This is a genomic window from Glaciimonas sp. PAMC28666 (assembly GCF_016917355.1).
Classification (GTDB): domain Bacteria; phylum Pseudomonadota; class Gammaproteobacteria; order Burkholderiales; family Burkholderiaceae_D; genus Glaciimonas.
In genome coordinates, this window is sequence record NZ_CP070304.1 from 1,016,114 (window position 1) to 1,035,064 (window position 18,951).

Below are 18,951 nucleotides of genomic sequence, written 5' to 3' on the forward strand. Positions count from 1 at the left end.
TCCTGTTTTTGGGCATGCAAAAAGCCGCCAATAATTTTAAGGGGTGCCGACCAGGTCAGGCAACGCCGACAAATTCGTGATCTCAGCGTCAGGCACATCCGGAATTCTCTCGGCTGGTTGTGCAAACCGATTACACCAAACGACGTGAAAGCCAAACGCTTTGGCGGAAAACGCATCCCAACCGTTTGAAGATATAAAACATATTTCGCTCGGCTTCACGTCGAATCTATCGACCGCCATTTGATACACAGACGGATGCGGTTTAAAGATACCCGCATCATCCACCGACAACACAGCATCAAGTAGATTGCCTATCCCGGCGTTGCCGACAGCGCTCGATAACATCCCCGCTGAACCGTTCGAAAGAATCGCGCATTGTAAGCCGCGGGCTTTAAGTGTCGCTAACGTATTTTCCACTTCAGGATAGGGACGCAGTTGCAGATACAGATCCATCAGACGATTTCGCAAATGCGCATCCGTCAGATTAAAACACGCCAGCGAAAAGTCCAGCGCGTCACCGGTGACTTGCCAAAAATCTGCATGGCGCCCGGTCAGGCTGCGCAGCCACGTGTATTGAAGTTGTTTGGTGCGCCACATCTCCGCAAGCGGGCGCCATTTATCTCCTAACGCGTCCTGCACCTGTTCGGCAGCACTATTGACATCGAACAGCGTCCCGTAAGCATCAAATACGCAGGCGCGAATATTCGCAAGTTTGAGATGTGGCATGGTTTGATCCTTGAGAAAATGGGTTCGGTAAAAAATATCGGCAGACAAACCGTATTTTCTATTCAACCAATTAAGTTGGGTGATTTATTTTTTTCAGATAAGCAGTCACTATGCATGAAAACGTCCATTAAGTCCGACGTTCGTCACTTTGGAATTACTGGTACGCTATGCAGCTGTCGCGCTTGCTTTGCGAGGTATGCATTTTTGAATCGCCCATTCGCGCGCTGCTCTTCACTTCGTAAGGCATGCGCCTAAAGTTAGCACCCACCACAACTTTCAATCACGATCTTAACCACCATGACAGACTCCATCCATTTTTATCAACCATCCGAAGGGCATCGCCTGCCCCACGATCCGTTCAACGCGATTGTCGGCCCTCGCCCTATTGGCTGGATTTCATCGCAAGACGCGGAAGGTAAATACAATCTTGCACCTTATAGTTTCTTCAATGCATTCAACTACATCCCACCCATCGTTGGCTTTTCCAGCATAGGGCGCAAAGACACGCTGAACAACATTGAAGCCACCGGCGAATTCGTCTGGAATTTAGCAACTCGTCCCTTGGCAGAGGCCATGAACCGATGCTCTGCGCCAGTCGGACACGGCGTTAGCGAATTTGAATTGGCGGGTCTTACCCCGCTAGCCTCTCATATTGTCCGGCCGCCTCGCGTAGCAGAAAGTCCAGTCTCGTTTGAATGTAAATTAACGCAGATTGTGCAATTACGCGGTGCTTCCGGAACAGCGGTAGAAAGTTGGCTGGTATTAGGCGAAGTGGTCGGTGTCCACATCAAGAGCACATTGCTGGTAGAGGGCGTCTACGACACCGCTGCAGCTGAACCTATCCTACGCGGCGGCGGTCCGGCCGACTACTTTCAGGCACTACCAGAAGGCTTGTTTCGCATGTTTCGCCCACGGGCCTAGTTCCTTCATAGAGGTTTTGGTTCTGGTTCTGGTTCCGCTTCCGGCATGCTTTCACCAGAAAAAATTACAGTCGTAATAAAACAGCAAGCCAGACTGGAATCACCCGATCAAAGAGCGCACTGAAGCGTTTCAGGGATGCGTGTATTATCTTCCTAGATTTGCCGCTTAAGCCATAACACTCTTTCATTCGACCAGAGCGAAAGCGCTACCAGAATAGATTCTACAACCGTCAAACACTGGTTCCGGCATCATCCAATGTCCTCTCGTAACATCGCATCTCAACTTAAAAAGGCCCCTCATCATGATCCAGTTATATTTTCATCCGTCCCCTAATCCACTTAAGGTCGCACTTTTTCTGGAAGAGGCGGGACTGCCATATGAAGCGGTGCCGGTTGACACGCGCAAAGGCGAGCAACATTTGCCAGCCTTCCTTAAAATTAATCCGAATGCAAAAACGCCGGCGCTGGTGGATGGTGATGTTACCGTGTTTGACAGTAACGCGATCCTGCTCTATCTCGCGGAAAAATCGGGTCAATTTTTACCAGAAAACACGCCAGCTGCGCGTGGGCAAATGCTTTCATGGCTGATGTTTGTGGCAAGCGGAATCGGCCCTTATTCTGGCCAGGCGGTCCACTTTAAACATTTTGCGCCAGAACCAAAGGAATACGCCGTCAATCGTTACATCTTCGAAGCAGAGCGTCATTACGCCATACTTGAGGCGCAACTGTCAAAGCACCGCTACATGCTGGGAGATACCTATACGCTGGTCGATATGGCGGTATGGGGATGGGCCCGCGCCGTGCCATTCATCCTCGGACCAGACGCGTGGGATCAACTGCCGAACCTGAAACGTCACCTCGACGAAATCAACGCTCGTCCTGCGGCACAACGGGCAGAAGCGTTGAAGACACAGTTCACCTTTAAAACGGAAATGGACGATGACGCCCGCAAACAAATGTTTCCGCAAAATGCCCGTTTGAACGCTTAACGCTTAGGTTTAATAACTTATTTAGTCGTTTATTCACACCCTATATTTACACAGCTTACAGGCCCTTTCACCGGGCTAGCTCCAGGAGTTTTGCATGACAGAGACAGCATCCAGGCCGCCGCTTCCTCCTTTTACGCCAGAGACCGCACGTCAGAAGGTCCGCGCCGCCGAGGACGGATGGAACTCGCGTGATCCTGAACGGGTTTCGCTAGCTTACACAGAGCAAAGCAAATGGCGCAATCGCGCGGAGTTCATTACCGGCAGAGAAGAAATTGTTGCGTTGTTGACACGGAAATGGAATCGTGAACTGGAATATCGCCTGATCAAGGAACTATGGGCGTGTGCAGATAACCGGATCGCAGTGCGCTTTGCCTATGAATGGCACGACGACGCCGGGAATTGGTTTCGCTCATACGGCAACGAGAACTGGGAGTTTGACCCTAACGGATTGATGGCTGTGCGGCATGCCAGTATCAACGATTTGCCGATAAAAGAGGCAGACCGTCAGTTCCATTGGCCGTTAGGACGTCGCCCCGACGCCCATCCAGGCCTCAGCGATCTCGGACTTTAGTCCCGGTTTAATACCGCCTGCACTGAATCAGTCAACGGAAAAGGCGTGTCCTTTCAAACGGGAAACGGTCTTTTTTAATAGAGCGCATGGGGGATTGGAACAGCGCTCGAAGATCACGAACAATGATCTTTACACCCCAACGATCGATAGTTAAAATTTATTGAATACAATTTAATAATTAATTTTACATATGGATCTGATTTCTTTACACTTCAGTCTTAGTGATTCACAACCCTTTAAAGGAAAACACAATGTCTCTTATCAATACCCAAGTTAAACCATTCAAAGCAACTGCTTACCAGAACGGCAAGTTCATCGATTTGACAGAAGAATCCTTTAAAGGCAAATGGTCAGTCGTCATGTTTTACCCAGCTGACTTCACATTCGTTTGTCCAACAGAACTGGAAGATTTGGCCGATAACTACGCTGAATTCCAAAAACTGGGCGTTGAAGTCTACGGCGTGTCAACTGACAGCCATTTCGCTCACAAAGCATGGCACGATACTTCAGAAGCCATCAAGAAAGTGCAATACGCACTGATCGGTGACCCGACTGCTGTGTTGTCACGCAACTTCGAAGTACTGATCGAAGAAGAAGGCATGGCACTGCGTGGTACGTTTGTTATTAACCCAGAAGGCCAGATCAAGGTTCTGGAAGTGCATGACAACGGTATTGGCCGCGACGCTTCGGAATTGATGCGTAAAGTAAAAGCAGCACAATATGTCGCATCTCATCCAGGCGAAGTTTGCCCGGCAAAATGGACTGAAGGCGCTGCAACATTGACACCGTCGCTTGACCTGGTCGGCAAGATCTAAGAATCGATTTAAGGTCTCAGCGCAGGGCCTTCAGCGGGCGCATGGACGTTTTCGCATCCCCGCTGATAGCTGACTGCGAAAGATCATAGACAGGTTCTTATCAGCATTACCGACGCCGGTCGGGAATTGTCCAGACCGGCTTCAAAATTCACTAAATGGAAAGCACATCATGTTAGATGCAAATCTCAAAACCCAGTTGAAAACCTATTTGGAAAAGGTCGTGCAGCCGATTGAGATCATCGCGTCTCTCGATGATAGCGATAAATCACGTGAATTGCAGGCTATGCTCCAGGAAATTCTCCTGTTGAGCGACCGCATCACACTGGTTGAGCGCACTGACGATGACGAGCGCAAACCGTCGTTTAGTATTAACCGTCCAGGAACCGATATCAGTGTCCGCTTTGCCGGTATTCCGCTGGGCCATGAATTCACCTCTCTGGTTTTGGCGCTACTTCAAGTCGGCGGCCATCCGGTCAAACTCGATGATGCAGTGATCGAACAGATCCGCAATCTGGACGGCGACTATCAGTTTGAAACTTATATTTCTTTGTCATGCCAAAGCTGCCCGGAAGTTGTTCAGGCGCTCAATGTCATGTCGATCATCAACCCGCGCATCCGCACAGTCACTATTGACGGTGCACTATTTCAAAAAGAAGTCGAGACCCGTCAGATCATGGCTGTTCCGACCATGTATATGAACGGCGAAGTGTTCGGTCAAGGCCGCTCCGGCGTCGAAGAAATCCTCGCTAAATTAGATAGCGGTGCCGGTGCACGTCAAGCCGCGCAACTCAATAGTAAAGAAATATTCGATGTATTAATCGTCGGTGGCGGACCTGCTGGCGCTGCGGCGGCAATTTATGCAGCGCGCAAAGGGATCCGCACTGGTGTTCTGGCAGAACGCTTTGGCGGGCAAGTCCTCGACACATTGGCGATTGAAAACTTCGTTTCTGTGAAAGAAACTGATGGACCGCATTTTGCGGTCGCGCTGGAGCAGCACGTCAAGTCATACGAAGTCGATATCATGAATTTGCAACGGGCCGAGAGCATGGTTCCAGGAAGACTGATCGAGATTAAAACAGCCAGCGGCGCAATCCTGAAAAGTAAAACCGTTATTCTGGCGACCGGTGCGCGTTGGAGAGAAATCAACGTTCCGGGCGAACAACAATACCGGAACCACGGCGTAGCCTATTGTCCGCATTGCGATGGCCCGTTATTCAAAGGCAAACGCGTAGCAGTTATTGGCGGCGGTAACTCAGGTGTCGAAGCGGCGATTGATCTGGCGGGTATCGTAGGTCACGTTACCCTGATCGAGTTCGGTGCAGAATTACGCGCCGATGCAGTGTTGCAGCGGAAGTTGAAGAGCCTGAAAAACGTGGTAATCCACACCTCGGCACAAACCACTGAGATTCATGGCGACGGCAAAAAAGTTAACGGCTTAAGCTATACCGATCGCATTTCTGGCGATAGCAAAAAAGTGGAGTTGGAAGGTGTTTTCGTCCAAATCGGCCTGGTGCCGAACACGGAATGGTTAAAAGGCACGGTCGCGTTGTCGCGGCATGGTGAAATTGAAGTTGACGCAAAAGGTCAGACCTCAATTCCTGGCGTATTTGCGGCAGGCGACGTGACGACTGTTCCGTTCAAGCAGATCGTTATCGCGGTCGGCGAAGGCGCCAAAGCGTCGTTAAGTGCATTCGATCATCTGATCCGAAATTCATTTGAAGACGAAGAAATCGTTGCACCTTTGGAGCAAGCGGCGATTGCAGCGTAACCATTGTTTCGGCTTTTTCAAAACACGTTTTATTGAGAATAATCAAGCCACAAAAAAATGCCGGGTTCGCCCGGCATTTTTTTTTCAGCAATATTACAAATAGGGTTACTTAGCGCTGTTACTTAGCTTAAGCGTTAACATTTACGACCAGTCGGCCTCTTACCTTTCCCGCCAAAATTTCCGGTGCCCTGACCAGCGCTTCGGCCAAAGAAATCTCTTGGGTGATCGTTGCCAGTTTATCCATATCCAGTTCATTTGCCAGACACTGCCATGCGGCTATCCGCTTCGCGAGAGGTGCCATTACGCTATCGATACCAATCAATTTGATGCCGCGCAAAATGAACGGCGCGACCGATGCAGGAAAATCTAGCCCCTGCGCCAGGCCACAGGCAGTCACCGTTCCACCATAACAAGTTTGCGCAACCGCATTCACGAGAGTATGGGAACCAACCGAATCAATGACGGCCGCCCAACGCTCTTTTTGCAATGGTTTTCCAGGCGCAGATAATGTCGCGCGATCAATAACGTCTGCTGCTCCCAGCGACCTTAGATAATCCGCCTCCTCTAACTTTCCGGTTGAGGCAACCACGCGATAACCCCATCCGGACAGGATCGCAATGGCGATACTGCCAACACCGCCCGAGGCACCTGTGACCAAAATATCCCCATCGCCCTTATCCACGCCTTGCTCCTGCAGTGCGATTGCGCTTAACATCGCAGTGTATCCGGCTGTGCCAATGGCCATCGCTGTCCGCGCCGACATGCCCTCTGGTCTTTTTATGAGCCAATCCCCTTTTAGTTTGGCGCGTTGCGCCAGGCAGCCCATGTGTGACTCGCCGACACCCCAACCGTTAAGAATGAATTTATCTCCGACTTTCCAGTTGGGATGGGAAGACGCAATCACTTCCCCCGCGCCATCAATCCCCGGAATCATCGGCCAGTTGCGCACAACCGGTGCTTTCCCGGTAATTGCCAGCCCATCTTTATAATTGATCGTAGAATATTCAATCCTGACGGTGACGTCACCATCCGCAGGCAATAGCTCATTGTCAATCTGAGTCAACCCGGCGTTAGTCGTGCCATCGCCGTTTTTATTAAGCAATATTGCATCAAACATACTGATCTCTCCCTGTGTCTGGGTGACTTGCGGTTATCGCATTGCCACCATTATTTTAATGTCGTTGAATGTTGCGCAAACTGCTTGGAAAAAGGGGTTTTTTATTCTCATTTTCGAGGCCCCATTAAGCGTCTCACGACGATTTTGATTACAAATCCGCCTTTGAGTATGTGGACATGCAGGGTATTAGTCAAAATGTTTTCGTTGTTTTTAGAATGTCAAAAAAAGCAGCGCGCACTGATTTTCGGTCGATCCTCTGGGCTCCGAAATTCCACCAGGTTCACTTAGCCCAAAGCAGACGCGACCACCGTCTCGCCGCAAATAAAGCGCATAATATTGATCGAAACCACTTCTCTTCGCTGCCAAAGGAGCAATACGCATGTCACCCCAAGAAAACCAATCGCTGCAAGACTTTTTGAATCAACTGGTACAAGTACGCGGCATTGCGAAAGACCCACAAGCCGATGCAATCATTAATAGTGCCGTCGCACAACAACCCGACGCCGCCTATCTTTTGGTACAGCGCGCACTGTTGATGGAGCAAGCACTAAATACTGCCAAAACCCAGATAGCCACATTGCAGCGCCAGCTATTGCAAGCCACGCAAACTGCGCAGCCCGCGCCGTCAGGTAATTTCTTTGACGCCAACGCATGGGGGAATTCCGCACCTGCGGTCGCGCGCCCTTCTGGTGCTCCCATGATGGCGGCGCCGATGTATCCCCCCGCCTCGGCACCAAGTATGCAAAATACTGCGCCGGTTGCATCACCAGGATTTTTTGGCGGTGGCGCAGGCGGTATGTTAGGTACTGTTGCTGCTACGGCGGCAGGCGTTGCGGGCGGCGCGTTTTTGTTTCAGGGAATTGAACATTTAATGCATCCAAACGGTGGATTCGGCATGATGGGCCAAAATGGAATGGCGCCGTCAGGCGGAACAGTAGAAAACACCACCGTTAATAATTACTACGGCGATGACTCGGATTCGAATAATAGTTCAGACGATAGCTCGGATGACCTGGCATCCAATGACAATGACACCAGTAATGACGACTCATCGGTTATTTAAGGCAATGCAACGAGTGACCAGATAATGCGCTGCGATTAATGCAATGGCGCAATGGTGCCGGACAATTCATCAGGTGTGACAATTAAACGAGCAACCTCTTTTCTTTGTCACCCTTTGATCCTACACCACTCGGCGCGCATCAGAAACGTCGCGAAAACCGCTCTTGGTCCTGGCAGTCTCTTTAGCCTGGATTTCATAGAACTGAATGTTGTTACGTCCTTGTTGCTTGGCGCGGTACATCGCCACGTCGGCGCAGTCCACCAGCGTGTCGGCATCTATTCCGTCTCTTGGATAAGAAGAAATACCGATACTGCAACCTACGGTGATCTCTTCTTGCCCGATCATCAGCGGCGGCCTCAACTTCTTCATTATCCGTTCTATCGCACCTAAAATTTCATCCCCGTGCGTATGTTCAGCGAGGACCAGCACGAATTCATCTCCTCCCAGACGTGCTACTGTGTCACTTTCACGAACCGCCGATTGCAATCGTTTCGCGATCAGACTCAACACCTTATCCCCCGCCTTATGACCTAATGTGTCATTGACGATCTTAAAGTCATCAAGGTCGATAAAGACAATCCAGACGGCGTGCGTATAGCGGGCAGCATAAGTCAATGCTTGCGCCAGACGGTCATGCAGCAACGCGCGATTCGGCAGGCCCGTCAACACGTCATGGAGAGACAGATGTTTGATACTTTCTTCAATTCTCTTCCGTTCTGAAATATCCTTCCCCGTGCCTTGGTAGCCTGTAAATTCCCCCCACGCATCGAATTGCGGTTCTCCTGAAACACTAAGCCACTGGGGATTAATGGCATCGGATAAAAGCTGGAACTCGAAATCAGAAAATTTTTGGTGCGCATTCAATATTTCCCGATGGGCTGCCCATTGCTCCGCAGTCAGGTTAGTAGGCATATCCCAGCGCGCCCTGCCGACATAATTTTGTATGTGGGCGCCACTGCGGGTAACCAGCACATTTGGAATTAGTACAAAGCAGAAATTTGCATCCTGTTCCCAATACCAGTCCGATGTCAGCTCCGCCAATTGTCGAAAAAGTTTTTCGCTCTTGGCGAGCGCCGCGGTGCGGCTTAAAACTCGTTGTTCCAGCGCTGCGTTCGATTCACGTATCTCGAATTCCGCCTGTTTTCGCGCGATTATTTCGTTCTTTAATATCCCGTTAATCCCCTGAAGTTCAGTGGCGCGATCCTCTCGCGCCTGGATAGCCTCTTGCAGCGCATTCGCCATATGGTTCAAGGAACGTCCAAGCACCCCGAACTCATCTTGCCCGGTATAAGTCCGTGTTCGAAGATCACCGGCAGTGATACTTTTGGCAAACGTGATAGTCCGACGAATTGCTGCGGTGATTCGTTGCGACACCATCCACGCCATCAATATACCGAGCACGATAGCGACCAATCCCACTCCTTCGATCAATTTTTCGGTCCGCACTGCTCTCTTGAGAATCACGTTCCGGGTCGCGTTACTCTTAGCCACCGCTTCCGCCAGCATGTTTTCCAGATACGGTTCAATGGTTTGGGCCGCCGCCAGATACCGTCGTTTCTCGCGCTCGATCTGCGAGTTGATATGAATGTACTCATTGAACTGCATCTCATAGAGATCCATCAATGCCAATAACTTCTTCCTACGTTCGCCCTTGATTTCAACCGAAACGTGTTTTTTAAATTGGTCGAGTGCCAGTTGGAAAGCCTGAATGTCTATCGCACGTCTGCGCCATAAATAATCCTTTTCATGGCGTCGTATAGTCAACATATCGATCAGGAGCGCACGCTCGCTGACAGGTGTTAGGAGAGCCTCCATTCGTCGCGCCTTATCCCGAAATTCTCCCTCAAGACCGGTATCGATATAGCCTAATTGACCATGCAGTTTAACTACGGCAACAAATGCCGTTTCGTAATTGTCGATGCCTTCGACCGCCAGTCGCACTTCTGAGACAGAATGGGGAACGGATACCAGATGGCGAATTTCCTGGAGCGACTGGCGAGCGTCAGCCAGATTGGCCTGCACCAGCGTCACATAGCGCGACTTGGCCTCCTCAAAGCCGAACTCGTGATAGGTCATCAAAAATGCTTTTTCGTAACGTCGCGCGTTCATCATTGCGACGACGCTTTTTTGACTCAACGCCGCTGTTTTGATATCCACTGACAGCAACTTGTTGAAATCCTCAACAGTCGAGCGTTCTCCAAAAATAGCAAATCCCAGCACAAGTGCAAAGAGCCCAAGCACCGCGCCAAAACCAACCGCAAGCGAGCATCGCAAACTCATGGACGGTATGGCGCATATCGCCAGCATTTTATGGCGACATTCAGAGAAACGCTCCACCAGCTTAATCATTCCTGGTAAGGCACAAAGCCCATTTTTTCGATAATATCCGCCACTTGGGGAGAGAGAGAGAATTCAATCAGATTCTTCGCCAGACCGCCAGGAAGACCGCGTGTTACAAGCGTTAACGGCCGTGCAAACGGATAATCTCCGCTAAGTATGCTGGCATGCGTGGCAGCAACACCATCAACAGACACCAGCTTAATCGGTACCTGTGCGCGTATTTCATTTTCCGCCACGATGACGGACATCAACGAAATCGCGTTGGAATGCGCCGCAACTGCCTCAATCACTTCCGAATTCTCACCTAAAATTTTCTCAGCCTTCATCTCACTGTAGGTCATGTTGAAATGGTGCATGAACATCACAATGGTGCCACGTCCTTCCTCCCGTTTGATCACCATGATGGGGGTATCAAAGCCGCCAACCTTTTTCCAGTTTTTTATCCGACCTCGAAAAATATCTGAAATCTGAGACGATGTCAGCGTCGTTACCGGGTTGCTCTTGTGCGTAATTAATCCCGCCCCGTCACGCGCCACCGGAAAGCCTTTGAGGTAGCGATCATCGTCAGTGACCAACCGCGACACCATTCCTATATCCGCGATGCCATCCCGAGCGTCGTTGATGCCACGCTCGGCGCCACCCATTTCAATACTTATCCTAACGTTTGGGTGCAGCAACTCGTAACGGTTCGCAATTTCTTCCATCAGTGGCGCGGCCGTACTTGATCCTGTCAATAGCAACTTACCTTCCAGTACCGAGCCTGCGGGAGCGGTACTGGGCGCGGCGTTATTATTATCATTTGCATTTTGTCGGTTACAGGCAGTCAGCAATGCGCCCACAGACAGGAGAACAATCAAGTGGAGCGTAAGGTGTCGTGTCATGGCGGTGGCCACTTTAGCGTCGGATCAATGATAGGGATGGCGCCACAGTCGCGCCACCAAGACTTAGACACCTACCCGCGCGTAACAATGCAACTAGCTCATTTACCGGCAGCGGTCGGCTAAAAAAGTAGCCTTGCATCGCATCGCACGCGTTAGCATGTAAAAAATCCAGTTGTTCTATTGTCTCAACCCCTTCAGCCACGGTGTGGAGAGCGAGCGACTTCGCAAGCGCTATGACGGTCAGCACAATCGAAGCTGCCTCAGGTTTTTTGTCCAGATCAGCAATGAATGACTGATCAATTTTGATGATATCGACTGGAAACCGCGTCAGGTAACTCAGACTGGAAAAACCTGTACCAAAGTCATCGATCGACATTTTGATGCCAATGGCTTTCAGTTGATTCAATATCAAAATCGTGGCTTCAGAGTCCTTCATCAACATACTCTCGGTCAGTTCCAGCTCCAGACAAGATGGATCCAGGCCTGCTCCAGCCAGTATTGATCGCACCATTGACGGCATGTTTTTTTGCGCCAGTTGTCGTCCGGAAACGTTAACGGCGATATTTAAATCAAATCCTTCTTTGCGCCATGCGCTTATCTGCGCACAGGCTGTTCTCAAGACCCATTCACCAATCGGAACAATCAAACCGGTTTCTTCCGCAAGTTGAATAAAACGACCGGGAGGGATTGATCCCATTTCTGGATGATTCCAACGTATCAATGCTTCCAGGCTAATAACACGTCCGGTTTTCAAATCCAACTGCGGCTGGTAATGCAATGAAAACTCATTATTCTCAAGTGCCTGGTGCAGGGCATGTTCGAGCTTTACTTTTTCTAATGCTTTCGAGCCCATCTCAAGCGTATAACATTGAAAGCAGTTACCGCCTTGTTCTTTTTTTGCCCGCAACATAGCTACATCAGCGTGCTTTAACAACTGATCAGCTTCATCGCCATCATCCGGATAAACGCTCACACCAATACTGGTGGTGACATGTAGTTCACGGCCTCCCGCAAACACTGGTTGCGCGAAGGCGCTCAAAACCCGCATGGCGAGACGCGCTGCGTTTTCGGATTCTCGAATGTCCGCCAAAATTATGACAAATTCGTCACCACCCAGACGAGCTACGGTATCGCCCTCACGCATGGTTAATTTCAAGCGTCCCGCAAATTCTTTCAGCAGGCTGTCACCGAAAAGATGGCCAAACGAGTCGTTAATGCTTTTGAAACGATCTATATCCAGAAACAATATGCCTAATTTCCCATGGGCACGGCGAGCCCTGATTAAGCTTTGCTGCAGTCTGTTTATCAATAAATTACGGTTAGGTAAATCGGTCAAAGCATCGTAATTTGCCAGATACTCAATCCGCTCGTCGCGCGCCTTGCGTTCAGAGATATCGGTCGCTACGCCGTCCAGACGCAGGGGCCTTCCGTCGGCATCCCGGGCCGTTCGTGCACGATCCTCCAGCCAGCGGATTTCTCCATCCGGACGCACAATTCGATATTTCAAGGTCAGAGGTTTGTCGGCTAATACCTGAGCCAGCCATTGCATTACCCGCGTGCGGTCGTCCGGATGCACGATACTTCTTAATAGCATCGGATCAGTGTTGAACTCTGTCACTGATCTGCCGTAAATAACATCCGCAGCCGGGTTCATATACAGCAACTCGTGCGTTGGAGAAACAGACCACACCACCATCGGGATCGAATCCAGAATTCCCGACAATTTATCTTCTACTTGCCGCAATTCTTTGCTGTGCATGGTTAAACGGGAATGCGCTAACCGTAATTTCTCAAGCACGACACCGCGCCTGAAAACGCTGACAATGGAACTAGCCGAGAACAAAACAAGCACCAGCGCGGTAACAATCAACGCAAGTAATGTGTTATCAATCCCCGACGCTTTCACCGTACAAAAACTATCAATTGCAAAGTTTGCCCCCGCCATCGCCGTGTAATGCATGGCAGCCACTGCTAAACCCATTACGAAGGCACCGAGAGCCTGCTGCTTAAGTGCCAATGGCTCTTTTTTTGCACCACTGAATACAATTAAAAGAGCGCCAATTGCAGCGATGATCGCGATCAAGATCGATCCAAAAAATATTGTTCGTTCGTAACTGATCGCAGGCTGCATTTTTAAAGCTGCCATGCCGGTGTAATGCATCGCAGCCACACCCAGTCCCATGACGGTTCCGGCAACGGCAATACGTGCAACGGTCACCTTACGATTCTGGACCAATAAAAACGCAGCCAGCGTGCCAGCGATCGCTGGAACGATGGACAGGAGGCTAAGGGGTAGATCGTATGCAATGCGGATGGGAAGATGGAAGGCTAACATCCCGATAAAATGCATCGACCAGATCGCGACTCCCAGCGTTCCGGCACCGCAGAACATCAATAGAAATGCTGCTCTTCCGCTACTCTCTCGCATGTTTTCGACATGCGAAAGAGCCGAAAATGCACCGAACATCGCTACTAAAACAGACAGGAATATCAAATAGCCATTCCAAAATATAGGCATAACGGAGCCCCAAATAATATTTCATAAAAGCGTAACTTGAAGCACTTGACGCTGCATTGATGTTATGTCCATCGGCTGTCGCCCAATCGCAGCGTAGCTAATAGATAGCGCCCAATTTCATCTGCATTTACAGAATGTTGACATTCCCGGACCCATCAGACAAAACCATGCCGAACATACCAATGTGGAAGCATATCGACAATTTTTCGGCCTAAGTGAACGTCTTTCTGCATCGCGCGTGCCTCCGCATGTTGCAGCAGTACAAGTAGCTCTTCATGGGTCTTTTTATATGCCTTGGCCTGTCTGACGTTTTTACCCTCCATCATTTGTTCTTTGATCGAAAAATCTTTTTTTAAATGAGCGATAAAATTGCTGAACCCGTTTTCGAATTCACTGTCATTGCAGCAGCGAAGTTCCATGAGTTCTGCGAACAAGGCCGGCTGAAGATGCCCCACCTCCCTCATCTCTGATGTCTTTTCAAATTGACGTTGCATATTGTCCTTATTCGCTTTATCCGAGACGCCCCAGACGTTGCGCAGATTTTTTAAAATAGTTTGTCTCCGCACGCGCTCTTCAGCGCGTTCGATAACCTCAACATCAACGATAAAAATCTCCCTATACGATTGCGCTTATAACAGATATCAAGACATATGCTGTCCGCCGTTAATCGCAATATTTGCACCAGTTAAAAATGCAGCCTCCTCGGATGCCAGATACGCCACTAACCCGGCGATTTCTTCAGGCCTACCCAACCGGCCCATGGGAATCTGTGGAATAATCTTCGCTTCCAGGACTTCTTTATCAATCGCCATCACCATCTTGGTGCCGATATAGCCTGGTGAAATCGTGTTGACTGTGACCCCTTTTCGCGCCACTTCCAAAGCCAATGCTTTAGTAAAACCGTGCATGCCAGCTTTTGCCGCGGCATAATTGGTTTGCCCGAAAGCGCCTTTCTGACCGTTTACCGAAGAAATATTCACGATCCGCCCCCAGCCCCGTTCGACCATGCCATCGCAAACGGGCTTAGTCATATTGAACACCGAATCCAGATTGGTGCTCATCACCGCATCCCAGTTGGTTTTGTCCATTTTCTTAAATGTCATATCACGTGTGATACCGGCATTGTTTACCAGCACATCCACCGGGCCAATTTCTCTATGGATATTTCTGATACATTCTCTGGCCGATTCGTAATCTGCTACGTTGCACTGATAGGCACGGAAATCGAAGCCCAACACGCGCATCGAGGTCATCCATTGTTCCGCTGATGTATTCCCAGGTGAAAACGTCGTTACCACCTGGTAGCCCATTCCCGCCAATTTGATGCAAACTGCTTCACCCAAACCGCCCATACCACCAGTTACTAATGCAATACGTTTCATTGATTTGTCTCCGTCTGATTGTGTCGCTGCTCATCTGCGCTTTGAAAATCCGAGTTGAATTTGCTCAATCGTAGAACCATTTGTTGGCAGCAGCTGTTTTCGATTTATAAGGTATGCCCGGCAATAAAAAATATCACTTTACGGCCTGTGCAACCGGGGATTTTTTTTGTTCGGTTGCTGGTTTAGTTGAAATCACCTCAACTGCGGTTTTACTATCTAAAGCCCCCAACGTACCGGTTTGTGGCTGTTCTTGATTTTCCTGCGTGGATTGGATAACTTCAGCGGCCTGACTAATCTGTTCGCCCCCTTTTGCCATGGGAACCACAACCGGTTGCGTGTCGTGCACCGCGCTGAGAGTTGCGGTGGGAACGGCATTCTGCGCATTTATTTCGACGCTGGTTTTACGTTTTAAGGCTTCCATCTGCTGTTTCACAGCATCGCTGACCTGAGATTGGGCATTCACGGTAACGTTTGCAATTCGCTGCGCAACCGATAGAGCACCGCCCACTCGCGCCTGCAAACGGGAGGAGATCAAGGCCAGGCGCTCGTATGGATCTTTAGCGGTCATTAGCCGTTGCGTAAAGACGGTACTCTCTGCGATTCTGATTTTCACCGCAGTGACATTAATATTGATTAGTTCTTCTGAGCATTCCAGAGAAGCTTCGGCTAACGTTTTCGAAAGCGCGAGTTGCGCATTAAAAAAATCAGCCATGCCAGAGAGGTACGATTCGTTAGAAATCACCATAGGTTTCTCCTGAATTTGGATTAGCAAAACAGCGGAGGCGGTGGCGCAACGCCAGCGAGAACACTCACAATTCTAATAAGAGACACAAGTATCCCCAATCAAGGAGACAGTTACCATCGGGGAATAGTGTTTTATGTATAGGGGATTACCTGACCCGCCGCACCATTAATATCTCATGTGCAATAGTGTCCATTTCCTACAATCTACCTTGCCGCTGGCGCAAGCCAGCTGGCACGCCTTGCGCGCGCCGTTAAACCAGCAGACCGTTTTCCAGAGCGTAGCGTACCAATGCGGTATTACTGCTCATACCCATTTTTTCCAGAATATGCGTTCTGTGCGTAGTAACGGTTTTAGGGCTCAGATGCAATTTTTTCGCAATGTTTACCAGACTCTCACCCAGCGCCAGGAGCTTTAATACTTCCAGCTCACGATCAGAAAGTGCCTCATGGGGGATCACGCGATCATTACCAATCATATTGGCCAATCTTTCCACCAGTGTCGGCGTCAGATACTTACCTCCCGTAGCGGCCTTTCGCACCGCTTCAATCATCGTGGTAGCGGAATTGCTCTTCGTCAGATAGCCGGCCGCGCCCAACTTGAGCGCTCTGACTGCATACACTTCTTCCGAATACATCGAAAGAATCAATACCGCCAGGGTCGGCTTTTCAATCCGCAGCCGCTTCAGTAGGTCAAGACCGCTTTGTCCCGCAAGCGCGATATCCACCAACGCCACATCAAACTCCTGCTTGCGCACCAGCCGCGCCGCCTGCTCGGCCGTTTCCGCCTCGCCCATTACCAAAATATCTGGTGCCACACTCAGCATGAGCCGCACCCCATTTCGTACAACGGCGTGGTCATCTACCAGTAACACCCGTATTTTTTTATTCTGCATATTCTTGCTCCATAGGCAGGCGCAGCAATACTGCCGTTCCCACCCCTGCCGTGCCACTTACTTTCAACTCTCCCCCAAAATGCCGGGTACGTTCATGCATACCAAGAATGCCCCAGGCTTCACCATTGAGAAGCTGTTGTGCATCGATACCTTTTCCGTTGTCCCTGATATCTGCAATGATCACATTTTTATGATGCAGTATCCCGATCTTCACCTGGGTTGCACCGGCGTGCCGCACCACGTTGGTCAGTGCTTCCTGAACCACCCTGAATAACATCGTGCTACGTTCAGGATCGAGATCAATCCGACCGGCGCTTTCACTAATGCTGCAAATACACTGCAGGCCGGTCCGTTCCTGAATCTGCTCTGCGTGCCATTCCAGCGCTGCCCACACGCCAAGCTGATCAAGCACGCTCGGGCGCAAATCGGAGATCACTCTGCGCACCGTCTCGATAGCCATATCGGTCTGATTCGCCGCTTCCAGCAGCAACGGATCGGCGGTATGACCGGCACGAACCGCCCGGTCGATCGACACTGAAACGTTCGCCTTAATGCCAGTCAGCACACCGCCCAGGTCATCATGGATTTCGCGCGCGATACGTTTGCGTTCTTCTTCCTTGATGCTTTCTTGATGATCGACCATCTTGCGTAACTTTGCGCGAGAAATATGGAGTGCCTCTTCAACCCGTTTGCGGGCCTTGATATCTGCAATCAATAAATGATTAACTTGTTTTAGCTCCGCTGTTCGCTGTGTCACCAATTTTTGAACACCCAGCGTGCGTAAGGCATTTGTTTGCAAATAGGCGGTTGCAGCGATGGTCGCAATGAGCCCCAATAACAGCACATACATGGCGCTGGAATGCGTGGCAATAAAAGCGTCGGGCACGGACGAAATGATCATGCGCCAGGTGGTGCCGGCTACTTCGATGCTGTAGGCGAGTGGTTTAGACGGTGCACCAATCATCCACACTGGCAGCAGACTACGCTGATTGGTGTCTACAACGTAGGGCGCACCGTAGACCCGCTTGCTTTCATCGGCCGTCGCCGCCGCGTATACGCGAACGTTCAAACCGACGTTGGCAAAGCCGTCTGAGGAAGAAAATATTTTCTGAAACAGGTCGCCCGCACGCAACATTGCCACGGTATAACCCAACACAGCCAGACGTCGCGCAGCCACATTATCATGCGCCGCTCCATCCCGGTACACCGCCATCATAATGTGAAATCCACGCTGTTCGCCCGTCGCTTTGAAGAATCGGAACAACCCGGTCGCCGAAGGCAGGCCGGTATCTTCAGCCCGTTGTATTGCTTCATTTTGATAAGGCAATGAGGACGCATCGACGTTAAAGACCTCTTCGTTGCCTTTCATTGGTTCAACATACTCAACAACTCGATAAACTTTCTTTACACCTGCAATTACCCGCTTACCGTCGATCAAATCATCAATGGTGATTCCCTGAGTCAGTCTGTTGATCCGCGCCTCATACCCGGGTCTTTCGCTTTCGGAAACCAGCCGATGAAAGCCAAACGCTTCAATGTACGGATAACGTTCTTGTAACGGTTGTGTGAACGAATGGAATTGCTCTCTAGATATATTTGCGTCTGTGACGAACAACTGATTGACTACGCGCACGGCTTCGACCGCGTCCAGCATCCCCTGCCTGACCAATGCTGCCCGAAACTGCGCACGACGCTCGAAATTAGTCCGCTCCGCGCTTTGCTCTTGATGGCAGACCCAGCAAAATAAGCCAATGGACATCAGCAAGCCTAACAACAAAATGCAAATCGCCGATAGCTTTAGAGGGATAGGTAGGCGACGGCGACGCATTTAACATCATCCAGAAGGTCATAAAATCCGATCATAAACGATAAAAAACGATAAAAAACATTATGTAATAATTAAATATTGGTCAATATCCACCATGAAATTTTCACATGGGAAATAACAATACTTGCGAGTAATGAACTCATGGACAAAGTCATAAAACAAAATTCCTCCGTGCAACAAATCAGGCCCAGAGGATCGGAGTTATAAATTTTCGATGCTTTCCGCAAGGAAATTTCTGTATTGTTTCGGTCACAGCATTGCTCGCTTAGCTTCAAAAATTGGTTTTTGACCCCATAACAAAAATATTCGCAACGCTAATTGCCCTTATCTACCGCTGTGGCAGAAATGTAATCGTTGCCGCAAAGTTGAACAACATGGTCCGATCTGACGCGTAAA

16 protein-coding genes are annotated in these 18,951 nt (G+C 49.9%); 6 read left to right on the forward strand and 10 right to left on the reverse strand.

Annotated elements, in window-relative coordinates:
- Positions 1 to 36 precede the first annotated feature (36 nt).
- Positions 37 to 726, reverse strand: coding sequence for a haloacid dehalogenase type II (locus tag JQN73_RS04270; RefSeq protein ID WP_205321898.1), 690 nt, complete (start codon positions 724 to 726; stop codon positions 37 to 39).
- 297 nt (positions 727 to 1,023) lie between these two features.
- On the opposite strand from JQN73_RS04270, the gene JQN73_RS04275 reads away from it, so the two are divergent.
- The 5 genes from JQN73_RS04275 (at position 1,024) to ahpF (ending at position 5,789) form a co-directional block, all read left to right on the forward strand.
- Complete coding sequence (locus tag JQN73_RS04275) at positions 1,024 to 1,647, forward strand: flavin reductase family protein (protein WP_205321899.1); 624 nt, start codon at positions 1,024 to 1,026, stop codon at positions 1,645 to 1,647.
- Positions 1,648 to 1,948: 301 nt separating this feature from the next.
- Complete coding sequence (locus JQN73_RS04280; RefSeq protein WP_205321900.1) at positions 1,949 to 2,635, forward strand: glutathione S-transferase family protein; 687 nt, start codon at positions 1,949 to 1,951, stop codon at positions 2,633 to 2,635.
- A gap of 94 nt (positions 2,636 to 2,729) precedes the next feature.
- A complete protein-coding gene (locus JQN73_RS04285; RefSeq protein ID WP_205321901.1) occupies positions 2,730 to 3,206 on the forward strand; it encodes a nuclear transport factor 2 family protein in 477 nt (158 codons plus the stop codon).
- A 251-nt stretch (positions 3,207 to 3,457) separates the two neighbouring features.
- Complete coding sequence (gene ahpC / locus JQN73_RS04290) at positions 3,458 to 4,021, forward strand: alkyl hydroperoxide reductase subunit C (protein ID WP_205321902.1); 564 nt, start codon at positions 3,458 to 3,460, stop codon at positions 4,019 to 4,021.
- A 169-nt stretch (positions 4,022 to 4,190) separates the two neighbouring features.
- Positions 4,191 to 5,789, forward strand: coding sequence for an alkyl hydroperoxide reductase subunit F (gene ahpF / locus JQN73_RS04295; protein ID WP_205321903.1), 1,599 nt, complete (start codon positions 4,191 to 4,193; stop codon positions 5,787 to 5,789).
- Between the two features lie 127 nt (positions 5,790 to 5,916).
- Here ahpF and JQN73_RS04300 read toward each other — a convergent pair whose 3' ends face one another.
- On the reverse strand, positions 5,917 to 6,906 hold the full coding sequence (locus JQN73_RS04300; protein ID WP_205321904.1) for an MDR family oxidoreductase: 990 nt from the start codon (positions 6,904 to 6,906) through the stop codon (positions 5,917 to 5,919).
- A 379-nt stretch (positions 6,907 to 7,285) separates the two neighbouring features.
- On the opposite strand from JQN73_RS04300, the gene JQN73_RS04305 reads away from it, so the two are divergent.
- Positions 7,286 to 7,969 carry a DUF2076 family protein gene (locus JQN73_RS04305; protein WP_205321905.1) on the forward strand — a complete coding sequence of 228 codons (684 nt, stop codon included), beginning with the start codon at positions 7,286 to 7,288 and terminating at the stop codon, positions 7,967 to 7,969.
- 120 nt (positions 7,970 to 8,089) lie between these two features.
- Here JQN73_RS04305 and JQN73_RS04310 read toward each other — a convergent pair whose 3' ends face one another.
- The 8 genes from JQN73_RS04310 to JQN73_RS04345 form a co-directional block, all read right to left on the reverse strand.
- Positions 8,090 to 10,306, reverse strand: coding sequence for a diguanylate cyclase domain-containing protein (locus JQN73_RS04310; protein ID WP_205321906.1), 2,217 nt, complete (start codon positions 10,304 to 10,306; stop codon positions 8,090 to 8,092).
- An 8-nt stretch (positions 10,307 to 10,314) separates the two neighbouring features.
- Positions 10,315 to 11,190 carry a phosphate ABC transporter substrate-binding protein gene (locus tag JQN73_RS04315; protein WP_205321907.1) on the reverse strand — a complete coding sequence of 292 codons (876 nt, stop codon included), beginning with the start codon at positions 11,188 to 11,190 and terminating at the stop codon, positions 10,315 to 10,317.
- 13 nt (positions 11,191 to 11,203) lie between these two features.
- Positions 11,204 to 13,708 (reverse strand): EAL domain-containing protein, encoded by a 2,505-nt coding sequence (locus tag JQN73_RS04320; protein ID WP_205321908.1) that lies wholly within the window; start codon positions 13,706 to 13,708, stop codon positions 11,204 to 11,206.
- Positions 13,709 to 13,863: 155 nt separating this feature from the next.
- Complete coding sequence (locus JQN73_RS04325; RefSeq protein ID WP_205321909.1) at positions 13,864 to 14,274, reverse strand: hypothetical protein; 411 nt, start codon at positions 14,272 to 14,274, stop codon at positions 13,864 to 13,866.
- 75 nt (positions 14,275 to 14,349) lie between these two features.
- Positions 14,350 to 15,090, reverse strand: coding sequence for an acetoacetyl-CoA reductase (gene phbB / locus JQN73_RS04330; RefSeq protein WP_205321910.1), 741 nt, complete (start codon positions 15,088 to 15,090; stop codon positions 14,350 to 14,352).
- Positions 15,091 to 15,223: 133 nt separating this feature from the next.
- Positions 15,224 to 15,835, reverse strand: coding sequence for a phasin family protein (locus tag JQN73_RS04335; protein WP_205321911.1), 612 nt, complete (start codon positions 15,833 to 15,835; stop codon positions 15,224 to 15,226).
- A gap of 250 nt (positions 15,836 to 16,085) precedes the next feature.
- Positions 16,086 to 16,727, reverse strand: coding sequence for a response regulator transcription factor (locus tag JQN73_RS04340; RefSeq protein ID WP_205321912.1), 642 nt, complete (start codon positions 16,725 to 16,727; stop codon positions 16,086 to 16,088).
- Positions 16,717 to 18,555 (reverse strand): CHASE domain-containing protein, encoded by a 1,839-nt coding sequence (locus JQN73_RS04345; RefSeq protein WP_205321913.1) that lies wholly within the window; start codon positions 18,553 to 18,555, stop codon positions 16,717 to 16,719. The genes JQN73_RS04340 and JQN73_RS04345 overlap by 11 nt, the downstream gene beginning before the upstream one ends.
- Positions 18,556 to 18,951: the final 396 nt, after the last annotated feature.

Bases quoted from the DNA above. Each gene is read 5' to 3' on its own strand.
- ahpF (WP_205321903.1), top strand. From the start codon at position 4,191: ATGTTAGATGCAAATCTCAAAACCCAGTTGAAAACCTATTTGGAAAAG.
- JQN73_RS04280 (WP_205321900.1), top strand. From the start codon at position 1,949: ATGATCCAGTTATATTTTCATCCGTCCCCTAATCCACTTAAGGTCGCA.
- JQN73_RS04320 (WP_205321908.1), bottom strand. From the start codon at position 13,708: ATGCCTATATTTTGGAATGGCTATTTGATATTCCTGTCTGTTTTAGTA.
- JQN73_RS04305 (WP_205321905.1), top strand. From the start codon at position 7,286: ATGTCACCCCAAGAAAACCAATCGCTGCAAGACTTTTTGAATCAACTG.
- JQN73_RS04300 (WP_205321904.1), bottom strand. From the start codon at position 6,906: ATGTTTGATGCAATATTGCTTAATAAAAACGGCGATGGCACGACTAAC.
- ahpC (WP_205321902.1), top strand. From the start codon at position 3,458: ATGTCTCTTATCAATACCCAAGTTAAACCATTCAAAGCAACTGCTTAC.
- JQN73_RS04285 (WP_205321901.1), top strand. From the start codon at position 2,730: ATGACAGAGACAGCATCCAGGCCGCCGCTTCCTCCTTTTACGCCAGAG.
- JQN73_RS04275 (WP_205321899.1), top strand. From the start codon at position 1,024: ATGACAGACTCCATCCATTTTTATCAACCATCCGAAGGGCATCGCCTG.
- JQN73_RS04345 (WP_205321913.1), bottom strand. From the start codon at position 18,555: ATGCGTCGCCGTCGCCTACCTATCCCTCTAAAGCTATCGGCGATTTGC.
- JQN73_RS04270 (WP_205321898.1), bottom strand. From the start codon at position 726: ATGCCACATCTCAAACTTGCGAATATTCGCGCCTGCGTATTTGATGCT.
- phbB (WP_205321910.1), bottom strand. From the start codon at position 15,090: ATGAAACGTATTGCATTAGTAACTGGTGGTATGGGCGGTTTGGGTGAA.
- JQN73_RS04315 (WP_205321907.1), bottom strand. From the start codon at position 11,190: ATGACACGACACCTTACGCTCCACTTGATTGTTCTCCTGTCTGTGGGC.
- JQN73_RS04340 (WP_205321912.1), bottom strand. From the start codon at position 16,727: ATGCAGAATAAAAAAATACGGGTGTTACTGGTAGATGACCACGCCGTT.
- JQN73_RS04335 (WP_205321911.1), bottom strand. From the start codon at position 15,835: ATGGTGATTTCTAACGAATCGTACCTCTCTGGCATGGCTGATTTTTTT.